Raw genomic sequence first — 11,217 nt, 5'->3', positions numbered from 1 at the left:
TAATTCCAATTATAAGGAGTTTTTCTATTTTAAGCAAGTATTTTCGCTGAAAATAGAACTTGACATTTATTAAATATTTTTATGCAATGCTAGTGAATAAAAGTCTTCAAATTATTTTTGTAGACAAAATTTTCTTCCAGATCCTTTTTGAAAAAATCAGGGTGTAGATTCTGTGCATGCAGATTTAATTTCCATTCATGAAAGACATGAACTGTTTTTTCTCGAAGTGTTCCTGGATTAAGTTCAGGGTCGTTATGAGCTCTACAGAAGTAATCTGCAATATAGTGGAATAATTCTCCCAGTTTAATTGCAAATTTATAGGGGTTTTGGTCGGGATTCATTTCTTTTAATTCATCAAATTGCTTATAAAAAAATTCCATAGTTTCATCTTTAAAGTGGCTTATATCTCCTTTAATAAAATCAGGTTTCATGCTTCCCCAGGCAAGTGCCATTTTGGAAAGCCAGATATCATTTTTAGCAAAATGATCATGAATTTTATAAGCCAGCATTTTGTGTGTTCTAGTATCCAGTTTCAATACCTCCCGGTAATTTTAATCCTTGCCAACAAATTTCGATATTTTAATAATAACATAGACCTTACAAATTAGCAAATGGATTTATTTTCCTTTGATTCTCTGCTGTTAAATATTTAATTATTGAATCTAAATCTTAATTTTGATAAGATTTTACTTAGAATCATATAATTTTAAATTGATCGCTTAATTATTATTTATTATAAAGTTTACTTGAAGCCGGCTTAAATTTCTGTTAAATTGTTTACGGTAAATCATTAAAATATAATTTTAATAAACAAGTTAAATTAAGAAGGAGAGATAATTTATGAAGGCAAAAAAACTTACTGGAGAAAGAGCAGCAGAATATATTAAAGATGGGATGATAATAGGTCTGGGTACTGGTTCAACTGCTTACTATGCAATAAAAAAAGTAGGAGAAATGGTTAAAAATGGACTGAAAATCAAGGCTGTACCAACATCAAAAGAAACTGCAAAACTGGCAGCAGCAGAAGGAATTGAACTTGTAGAATTATCCGATGTTAAATCACTTGATCTTACAATTGATGGTGCTGATGAAGTTGATCCAGACTTTAACCTGATTAAAGGTGGAGGTGGCGCTCTCTTAAGAGAGAAGATAGTTGCTTCAGCTACTGATCAGTTGATTATAGTTGTAGATGAGTCTAAACTTGTTGAGCATCTGGGAGCATTTCCACTTCCGGTAGAGGTAACTCCTTTTAGCTGGCAGTATACACAGCAAATGATTGAAAAATTCAGCTGTAGTTCAAAGATTAGAAAAGAAAATGGGGAGATTTTTGTTACAGATAATGGGAACTATATTCTGGATTGTGATTTTGGCAAAATTGAAGATCCTGTAAAAATAGCCGTGGAATTAAACAAGCTGCCTGGAGTTGTAGAGAATGGGATTTTTGCAGAAATGGCAGAAATTATTGTGGTAGGTTATAATGATGGTCATATAGAGGTTTTAGAAAAATAATTAAATTGAAACTGATGAGGAGCCAGCAGCAGCTGGGCTCCTTTTTTCAGTTTAAATCACATCTAAGTAATAATAAAACCGCTCCTCCAGGAGCGGTTTGGCTAAATATTTGATTAAATATTTAATCTTCAACGAGATTACTTTTTAGCCAGTTTATAATATCATCAGATTCATATAAAGGCTCACCATCAATAAATAAACAGGGAACCTGTCTCTTGCCTCCAACTTCTATTAATTCGGATTCTGCTTTTTGATCCTGATTAATATTTTTTAATTCCACTTCATTTAAATCATTTTTGTCAATAAATTTAGTTACTTTTCTGCAATAAGGACAGGTAGGGTAGTAATATAATTTCAAATTATACATTTTATCATCCTTTCGTATTTAAGATGTCATACCTTAGATAATAATTTCTATTTAAACTCCAGAATTCCTTTATTATTTTCTAATTGAATAATATTACAAATATTTGTAAAAATATGTTATAATTAAGATGAGTTTAAAGAATTGGCTTAAATTTAACTGTTTGTTTATTGCGAAAGGAGCCAGCATGTATAATAATTACAATGAGATATCTGCAGAAACAGAACTGAATAGTTTTAATTTAAGGAATTATTTTCTCCAGGAAGCTGAACTTAATTCAAATATTGAAAGTATATTCCAGTTATTTGAAAAAACTCAAGAAGCTGAGACAGAAATTGATTTTTTTTATTTAATTTTAACTGAAGCATTTAAATTGATTCCGGAAGCTGAGTATGGACAAATTGTAATAAATTATCAGGATCCAGCATATTTTCTAAAAAAAGTATATAGACAGGAACTGCTATCTTTTGATATAGCTAGCTTTCAGAAAAATTACTCCAGTTTTTATTTTGGAGATATTATTTTTAAATCACAGCGTTTAAATAAAAAACTAATTATAAATTTTAAGCTGGATAATCAATTTTTAGGAGCAGCGATTTTATACATTCCAGCAAAAAAATATAAAGGATTTAGTAATCAGTCGGTAAAGATTGGTGCTTTTTTGGAAAAAATAGCATCATCATATCTGATTTCAAAAAGGTATCAAAGATTACAGGAAAAATTAAAGCAGGAGATTATACTATCTTTAAGTAATCTACTTGCCATTCATGATCAGTACACAAAAGGGCATAATCAGAAAGTTGCTGAGTTGAGTAGAGAACTGGCAGAGTTGACAGGTTTAAATAAAAACCAAATTCAGCAGGCTTATTGGACTGGTATTTTACATGATATAGGTAAAACATTAATTCCTGCTTCTATATTAAACAAAAAAGCTCCTCTCACTAAAAAGGAATTCTCTGAGATAAAAAAGCATCCAGAGTGGGCCTATCAAACCTTAAAAGATTCAGCAGAATTAAAAGATATTGCCAGCTATGTACTTTATCATCATGAAAAATGGGATGGTAGTGGTTATCCTGATCAGCTGGCGGGAAATGAAATCCCTATAATTTCTCAGATTGTTTCAATAGCAGATGCCTGGGATGCTATGACTTCTAACCGTTCATACAGAAAAGCTCTCAGTCACAAAGAAGCTATTAAACGTCTCAAAAATAATCGCGGTAAACAATTTTCACCATTACTTTTAGATGTATTTCTGGATAATATTAGTTAAAGCAGATATTTAATTTCATTTTTAGAATTAAAGCCTTTAAATAGCCGTTTGTTTCTGTTATAATAGTAAAGTAGACAACAATTTTATTTTATACAGATTTTTTTCAAAAGAAACCAAAAGGGTGGAGAAAAAATTGAGAAGAAGAGAGCGCTTGACCGGTTTTTTTATCATATTTATTTTACTTACTTTTTCTGCTTACAGTAGTTCAATGAATGTAGGTGGTCGCAGTGGATTAGCAGATAGACAGATTGGAAGAACCAGTCAGATAAATGCTGGCCAGAACAGCATGAGAGTTCTAAATAATGGTAAGCAGAAATTTAATACTGCTGTTTCTGGAACTAAAGAACAATTGGATAAAGAGTCTGATATAAATAGCAGTCAGTCTTTAAATACTAATTCAGGCAGGTCGGATAAATCTATAAGTTTAGATCAGGCCGCTGATAATGTCAGTCAAAATTTTAAAAATGAGAGAAAAGAAACTAAAATAGTTACTGAGCAGAGAGAAAAAAATACTGTTCAAAATAAAAAACAGGATCAGCAGAAAACTGCTTTTGAAAAAAGATATGAACCTCAGTTAATTGATCAGGTAAAAGTACATAAAGTTAAAAGTGGAGAAACCCTCTGGGATATAGCTCATGAACATGGTTTAAATATTGATTCTTTAATCGGAGCCAATAATATCAGCAATATGAATAGCATAAAACCGGGTCAGGAATTTAAAATCTTACCTGTCAAAGGAATTATTTATCGAGTTTCACCTGGAGAAAGTGTAGCCAGTATTGCAGGTAAATTTAATATTAAAACTGAAACAATTATGAGAGATAATAATCTTGAAGATCCTTCTGGTTTGAAAATTGATCAAAAATTAATTTTAAGAGGTGCAAAACCAGAGTTCAGCTATCAGGATCGTCTGGATCAGAAATTTATGTATCCAATTAATACACGTATTACCTCTTATTATGGACCGCGCTGGGGTAGAGTACACGAAGGTTTAGATTTTGCTGCTCCAATGGGTAGTCCAATTAGAGCTGTTAGTTCAGGTCGAGTTGTTTATAGTGGCTGGGCAACCGGTTATGGATATGTTGTAATCATTGAGCATCAAAAAGGTTTAAGAACACTTTATGCTCATAATTCTAAACTTTTAGTAAGAAGTGGAGAATCAGTTGGTAAGGGAGAAGTTATTTCTCGATCGGGTAATACTGGTAACTCAACTGGTCCGCATCTTCATTTTGAAGTACAGGTAAATGGTCGCCCCGAAAATCCGTTAGATTATATCAATAGATAGAATTTAATATTAATGTAATTTTGACTCCTCATTATTTATTTAATGGGGAGTTTTATTATTTTTAGATAACAATTCGATTTGGAGATTTATATTTATTAAGATCTACCTTGACACTAATTAAAAAATAATTTATAATTAATTTATGAAACATTTGAATAATTGTTCATATATAATAACTAAAGGTGAGGTGTAACTATGCAGAAGACAGCTGAAAAGAAAAAAAGAGAAGAAAAAGAATTTGAACTGGAAGGTTTAAATTGCTCTAACTGTGCAATGAAAATTGAAAACCAGGTAAAAGAACTGGAAGGAATGGAGAATGTCGAACTGAATTTTGCAACTTCAACTCTTAAAGTTGCTGCTGAGGAATCAAGACTTAAAAAAATAAAATCAGAACTGCAGCAAATTTCTGATCGAATTGAACCAGGAGTTAAGGTTTTAAATAAAGGTGAAGAAAACGAAAATAATGACAGGGCTAATTCACTTAGAGCATATCTCTGGCAAAAGAAAAATATTTTTATTGGTGTCATGTTTTTTCTATTTGCTCTTGCTTTTTCTAATTTAAGTGTTTTTAAGGGAAATATTTTTTACAGCCTGTCTCTACCGGCTTACATAACAGCATATTTATTAATTGGTTATCCTGTTTTAAAGGCTGCTGTTTTAAATATTGGCCAGGGGCAGATATTCGATGAAAACTTTTTAATGGTTATTGCCACTATTGGAGCATTTGGGATCAGAGAATATCCAGAAGCAGTAGCAGTAATGCTCTTTTATATGGTAGGAGAATTATTCCAGGAGAGAGCAGTAAATAATTCCCGGCGTTCAATTAAGGATTTAATGGATATTCAGCCTGATTACGCAAATTTAATAAAAGATGATGAGATTATCAAAGTAGATCCCGAAAAATTAAAAGTTGATGATCTGATTGCTGTAAAAGCGGGCGAAAAGATTCCGGTTGATGGAAGAATAGTAAGTGGTGAAACAGCACTTGAAACATCAGCTTTAACTGGAGAATCTCTGCCGAAAGATGTAGCAGAAGGAGATTCTGTTTTGAGTGGTATGATTAACTTAAATAAACTAATAACAATTCAAGTTACAAAAGAATATAAAGATTCAACTGTTAAAAAGATACTTGAGCTGGTCGAAAATGCGAGTTCAAAAAAAGCGTCAACAGAAAAATTCATCAGCAAATTTGCCAGTTATTATACTCCACTGGTAGTTCTAGCAGCAGCATTAGTCGCTATTCTGCCCCCTCTACTAACCGGTGCTGCATTTGATCAGTGGTTTTACAGAGCTTTAATATTTTTGGTGGTCTCCTGTCCCTGTGCTCTGGTTGTATCAATTCCCCTTGGTTTTTTCGGTGGGATAGGACTGGCTTCAAAAAATGGGATACTGGTCAAAGGAGGGAATTATCTGGAAGCACTTAATAAACTGGATACAATTGTCTTTGATAAAACCGGTACTCTAACAGAGGGTAATTTTAAAGTAACTGAAGTTAATATCTACAGTGACTACAGCCGAGAAGAGATTCTGGAAATTGCGGCGGAGGTGGAACAGTTTTCCAATCATCCAATTGCTCTATCAATTATTGAAGCGGCAAAAAATTATAAAAAACATTCAGCAGCGAGCAATTATCAGGAAATTTCTGGTGCTGGTATTAAAGCGGAATTGGATAATAATCTAATTTTAGCAGGAAACGAAAGACTTATGCAGAAAAATAATATAGAGTATGAAAAAACAGATAGCACGGGAACAGCAGTTTATCTTGCTAAAAATGGTGAGTTTTTAGCATCAATCATAATTTCTGATCAGTTAAAAGATGATGCTAAAGCAGCTGTTTCTGAGCTAAAAGAACTCGGTATTAATAATTTAGCAATGTTAACCGGAGATAATCAACTGACAGCGGCTAAAGTAGCTTCCAGTTTGAAACTTGATAATTTTTATGCTGAGCTTTTACCTGATCAAAAGGTAGAAAAGGTGGAAGAGTTGCTGCATAGTTCAAATAAGCTGGCTTTTGTTGGAGATGGAATCAATGATGCACCAGTACTTGCTCGCTCAGATTTAGGAATCGCTATGGGTGGACTGGGTTCAGATGCTGCAATTGAAGCTGCAGATGTGGTATTGATGACTGATGAGCCATCTAAAATTGTTTCAGCACTAAATATTGCTGCAAAAACTAAGGAACTGGTCTGGCAGAATATAATTATGGCTCTGTCAATTAAAGCTGCAGTTATGATTTTAAGTGTTTTAGGTATGGCTTCAATGTGGGCAGCAGTATTTGCTGATGTTGGAGTTGCTTTAATGGCAGTATTTAATGTAATGCGAATTTTAAAGACGGAAGAGATTTAAATACAGACTTGAGTTAACATGAATTTAAGGTAAATAAATTTAAACCATACTATTATTTTTAAACAGCTAAGAAATGGAGTGAAAAAAATGGCAGCTGAACTAAAAGAAAAAGCAATGTGTGATATTTGTGAGGTTTTTAATCCAGATAATAAAGTAGTCGAAATTATGAAAGAAAAAAATCTGGCTGATGAAGTAGTTTATGATCTGGCTGAATTATTTAAGACAATGGGTGATCCAACTAGAATAAAAATTCTTTATGCTTTAAAAGAAAGAGAACTTTGTGTCTGTGATCTTTCGGAACTGCTTGATATGAGTTCTTCTGCCATTTCTCATCAGCTTAGAGTTTTGAGGAATAATAAACTGGTTAAATATCGCAAACAGGGGCGATCAGTTTATTATTCACTTGATGATGACCATGTAATGTGCCTTTTTGGTCAGGGACTTGAACATGTACTTGAAGATTAGTCTAGAAATAAATTCTATTAGTTAATGTTATTTAAAAATTGTTAAAGGAAGATTTAATGCCAAAAATAAATGCAGTGCTGCTGGCAGGGGGAGAAAGTAGTCGTTTCGGAAGTGATAAAGCTCTTTTACCCTTTGCTGGAAAGACATTAATTGAATATATTTATGATAATTTAAAAACCAGTTTTAACAGGGTTATTATTGTAGGATCTCCTGTTAAATATTCTTTTCTTAAAGAAGCTGAAATTAGAGAAGATATTTATCAGAATCGTGGTCCGCTGGCCGGCATTTATACCGGTCTTTATTTTTCTAAAAGCAGTTATAACTTTGTCTGTGGCTGTGATATGCCATTTTTAAACAGTAAATACTTTGATTTTATCCATAAACAGGCAGCCGAAAGTCCGGAAGCAGAAATCATTGTATCCTGCTTTAATGGATATCTGGAGCCTCTGGCTGCTATATATCAGCGGTCGCTGCTCTCAAATATTAAAAGTGAAATACTTAAAAACAATCTTAAAATTAAGTCTTTTTATCAAAAGAGCAGGAAAAAAATAATTAAAGAAGAAATATTAAAAAGAAATTTTAAACTGGAAAAGTTATTTTTTAATCTTAATTATCCCGAAGATCAAAGCAAGGCAATTAATTATTTAAAAGAGGAGGCAGAAAGTTTTGATTAAAACAAAAGTTCGAAAATTATATCAAAAATATTTTTTATCAATCTATTTTTTGTGTATTTTATCACTAATATTAATATTTTCTTTTACAGCCGGGGCAGAAGATATTGTATTGGATCCACCAGAATATCAGAGTTTTGAACTTGATAATGGATTGCAGTTTATGATTTTTCCTGATCATTCAATTCCTCTGCTCAGATATTCAATTTATTATAATGTTGGTTCAATTGACGAAAAAAATGGACAGACTGGCATTTCTCATTTTTTAGAACATCTGATGTTTTTAGGAACTGAAAATCTTCCGGAAGGAGAAATAGACGATTTGATTTCTTCTGTTGGGGGACAGTTAAATGCTGCCACAAATTTTGATTATACTTACTATTATCATGAGGTTCCATCTTCTATGCTGGAACTTGTGATGGCTCTAGAATCAGATCGAATGCATAATTTAAGATTTAAGGAAAAGGAAATTAATAGAGAACGAGAAGTTATTAAGCAGGAGAGAAGAATGCGTACTGAGAATAACATATTTGCAAGAGGCTTTGAAGAAATTAAAGCCCACGCATTTAAAGATAGTTATTTAGAGCATAATGTTATTGGGTGGATGGAAGATATTAACGATATTTCTATCCAGGAATTGCAAAATTATTATCAGCGTTATTACTCACCAAACAATGCGTTAGTTGTTGTCAGTGGTGATGTAGAGGCTGAAAAAGTAAAAAGTTTTGCTAAAAAATATTATGCTGATTATACTGCCTCAAATATCGAGAGAAAGGAATTTAAGCTGCCAGAACAATCTAAGGAGAAGACAAAAACTGTTGAATTAAATACCAATATTCCTTATGCTCTTCAGCTTTACAAAATTCCGCCAGCAGATAATCTGGATATAACTGCTTTAGAGATTTTTCTTGATATTCTTGCTAATAATCAGAGTTCCCGCCTGAAGGAAAAGTTGCAGAAGGAAGCCGGTATAATTTTAGATAGTGGAGCGTTTCTTTATCCTCTTAGAACAGATTCTTTTGCTTTAATATATTTTATCCCTTCCAACACAAATTTAGTTGAACAGGCACAGCAGGCATTTGATAGGGAGCTGAGGAAGATCTTTGCTGAAGGAATAACTACTCAGGAATTCAAAATGGTCAAAAAGCAGTATCAGAAATCTCTGATTTTTTCTCAAAAAAATCTTAACTCAGCTGCTTCCACTTATGCACTTAATAAACTTAGATTTAATAAAGCAGAACTTATAGAAGAAAAAATTGACTTTATCAATAGTTTAAGTAGAGATCAATTAATTCAAATTGCCAGGAAATACTTTAGTTTTGATCGAAGAACAAAAGGTTATATTTTACCTGAAAATAAAGGTGGTGCTCAATAGTGAGAAGAAATTATAAAATTCTAATCTTCAGCCTTATTATAATATTATTTTTTAGTTTTAATGTGACTGCAGGCACCGAAAATTTCAGTCCGGATTTTTTTAGAGAACTTGCAGATGCAGTAAACAAGAAACCGAAGCTTGAAATTCCCGATTATGAGCTTTTAGAACTGGATAATGGGATGAAATTTTATCTTGCTCAGGACAGAAGTTTGCCAATCTTTGAGCTCAGAGGATATATTGACAGCGGTAAAATTAATGAAACTGAGGCTAATACAGGAATAACTACCTTAATGACTGAATTGATGCTTAAGGCTACCGAAAATTACCCAGAGAGTGAACTTGCTCTTTTTAAAGAAGTTAATGCACTTTCTTTAAATCTGGGGGCAGGATCTGATCGAATTTCTATTAGTGGTAATTCATTAAGTACTGAAAGTAAAGAGTTAATAACATTACTGGCTGAAGTTTTAATTAGACCTCAATTTAATGGTCGACATTTTACAAGAACTGTTAAAGAATATCAACAGCTATACAGACAGCAGTTCTATAATGATTCTGCCTTATTAAACATGTATTTCTTTAAAAATCTATATGGAAACCATCCTTATGGTTATAATTATAACTATAATTTGATTTTAGATTTTTTAAATAAAGTTGATTCCAGAGAGCTAAGAAAATTTTACGCTAAGACTATTCAGCCCGATAAAATTTCAATTGCTATCAGTGGAGATTTCGATTTAGAAGAATTAAAAAAAGAAATCAAAAGTAATTTTGCTGATTGGAAAAATAATGCTGAAAAATTATCTAAAAAACAGGTTATAGTTAATCCTAAAATTCATCAAAAAATAATTGTAGTTAACAAAGAGGATGCTACTCAGGCCAGTATGAAAATGGGATATAATTTTTACAGCAGTAAATATCCAAAAAGAATTCCGTTTTTAATGGGGAATAAAATTTTTGGAAGTGGAAGATTCAACAGCCGGTTGATGGAAAATCTTCGCAGTGACAAAGGATATGTTTATGGTATCAACTCTCAGGTGAGTTATAATGATTACGGAGGGGCATATTTTATCAATTTAAGTCTGGATCCCCAAAAAGCTCTGGCCGGTATGAAAGCAGTTAGAGAAGAAATGAAAAAAATTAAAGCTGGCAAAGAACCCCTGCAAAAGCAGGAACTCTTTGAAAATATTAATTTATATAATGCAATCTTTCCCAAAGCCTATCAGCATCAAATAGATGTTTTAGATGAATTAGTCTATCAAAAAGAATTTTACAACAATTCTGATCAATATTTAAATAATTTTATTAATCAGTATAATGGGCTTGAGGTCCAGGAGGTTCAGCAAATTTTTGCTGAAGATCTTTATCCGGAGATTCTTTTTACAGTTATTGTTGGTCCAAAAGAAAAAATACTGCCTCAATTTAAAGAAGCTGGTCTAAAAGTAGAAGTAATTGATAATCAGCCTGTATCCTGATTCACTGGATTTTAGTTCTTGACAGCAGACTGGATTATAAGGTATTATAATAACGATAGTTAAATATTTAAAAACTATGATGAGAAGTAGTAATTTTTCCTTAAACTGAAAGAGAACGAAATCCAGTGGCTGTAAGATTTCGGCAGTTAAAGAAAATGAAGTCGTCTCTGAGTTTTGCTGACCAGTCAGATCATCAGGTAGTTAATTTTGATAATCTGGATTAATCAGTAACGGCACAGCAGTCGTTAATCAATGAGTGCTTTCTGTATTTTAGGAAGAACTAAGGTGGTACCGCGAATTAATTGCTCTTTCGTCCTTAACTGGATGGGAGAGCTTTTTGTTTTTTTTATTATTACTAATTTTATCACTAGCATTGCATAAAAATATTTAATAAATGTCAAGTTCTATTTTCAGCGAAAATACTTGCTTAAAATAGAAAAACTCCTTATAATTGGAATTA

At 32.2% G+C, this 11,217-nt stretch carries 10 protein-coding genes and 1 other annotated feature; of the genes, 8 read left to right on the top strand and 2 right to left on the bottom strand.

Annotated features, from left to right (window positions below; all coding sequences use genetic code 11):
* Positions 1-89: 89 nt before the first annotated feature.
* Positions 90-509: a zinc dependent phospholipase C family protein gene (locus DFR80_RS14455; RefSeq protein ID WP_114490411.1), complete on the bottom strand. Its 420-nt coding sequence runs from the start codon at positions 507-509 to the stop codon at positions 90-92.
* A gap of 331 nt (positions 510-840) precedes the next feature.
* Between DFR80_RS14455 and rpiA the strand changes: the two genes are divergently transcribed.
* Positions 841-1,509: a ribose-5-phosphate isomerase RpiA gene (gene rpiA / locus DFR80_RS14450; RefSeq protein ID WP_076545337.1), complete on the top strand. Its 669-nt coding sequence runs from the start codon at positions 841-843 to the stop codon at positions 1,507-1,509.
* Positions 1,510-1,630: 121 nt separating this feature from the next.
* Here rpiA and DFR80_RS14445 read toward each other — a convergent pair whose 3' ends face one another.
* Entirely contained in the window at positions 1,631-1,876 is a 246-nt protein-coding gene (locus tag DFR80_RS14445; protein WP_076545336.1) for a glutathione S-transferase N-terminal domain-containing protein, read from the bottom strand.
* 184 nt (positions 1,877-2,060) lie between these two features.
* Between DFR80_RS14445 and DFR80_RS14440 the strand changes: the two genes are divergently transcribed.
* From DFR80_RS14440 to DFR80_RS14410, 7 genes are all read left to right on the top strand, one after another.
* Complete coding sequence (locus DFR80_RS14440) at positions 2,061-3,143, top strand: HD-GYP domain-containing protein (RefSeq protein ID WP_158537736.1); 1,083 nt, start codon at positions 2,061-2,063, stop codon at positions 3,141-3,143.
* A 133-nt stretch (positions 3,144-3,276) separates the two neighbouring features.
* On the top strand, positions 3,277-4,428 hold the full coding sequence (locus tag DFR80_RS14435; protein WP_076545335.1) for a M23 family metallopeptidase: 1,152 nt from the start codon (positions 3,277-3,279) through the stop codon (positions 4,426-4,428).
* Positions 4,429-4,623: 195 nt separating this feature from the next.
* Positions 4,624-6,774 (top strand): heavy metal translocating P-type ATPase, encoded by a 2,151-nt coding sequence (locus DFR80_RS14430; protein WP_114490410.1) that lies wholly within the window; start codon positions 4,624-4,626, stop codon positions 6,772-6,774.
* An 87-nt stretch (positions 6,775-6,861) separates the two neighbouring features.
* Positions 6,862-7,239, top strand: coding sequence for a helix-turn-helix transcriptional regulator (locus DFR80_RS14425; protein ID WP_076545333.1), 378 nt, complete (start codon positions 6,862-6,864; stop codon positions 7,237-7,239).
* A 56-nt stretch (positions 7,240-7,295) separates the two neighbouring features.
* Entirely contained in the window at positions 7,296-7,913 is a 618-nt protein-coding gene (locus tag DFR80_RS14420) for a molybdenum cofactor guanylyltransferase (RefSeq protein WP_076545332.1), read from the top strand.
* The gene (locus DFR80_RS14415) at positions 7,906-9,285 is read left to right on the top strand and encodes a pitrilysin family protein (RefSeq protein WP_233493932.1); all 1,380 of its coding nucleotides are present in this window, start codon (positions 7,906-7,908) and stop codon (positions 9,283-9,285) included. The genes DFR80_RS14420 and DFR80_RS14415 overlap by 8 nt, the downstream gene beginning before the upstream one ends.
* On the top strand, positions 9,285-10,757 hold the full coding sequence (locus DFR80_RS14410) for a pitrilysin family protein (RefSeq protein WP_114490409.1): 1,473 nt from the start codon (positions 9,285-9,287) through the stop codon (positions 10,755-10,757). Before DFR80_RS14415 ends, DFR80_RS14410 begins: the two co-directional genes overlap by 1 nt.
* Before the next feature lie 67 nt (positions 10,758-10,824).
* Positions 10,825-11,078: a binding site (T-box leader), on the top strand.
* The last annotated feature ends 139 nt before the right edge of the window (positions 11,079-11,217 follow it).

The sequence above is a fragment of the Halanaerobium sp. ST460_2HS_T2 genome, assembly GCF_003337665.1.
GTDB classification, from domain to species: Bacteria; Bacillota; Halanaerobiia; order Halanaerobiales; family Halanaerobiaceae; genus Halanaerobium; species Halanaerobium kushneri.
Note: the sequence above shows the minus strand (reverse complement) of the source record. Positions and strands in the feature narration are given on the sequence as shown.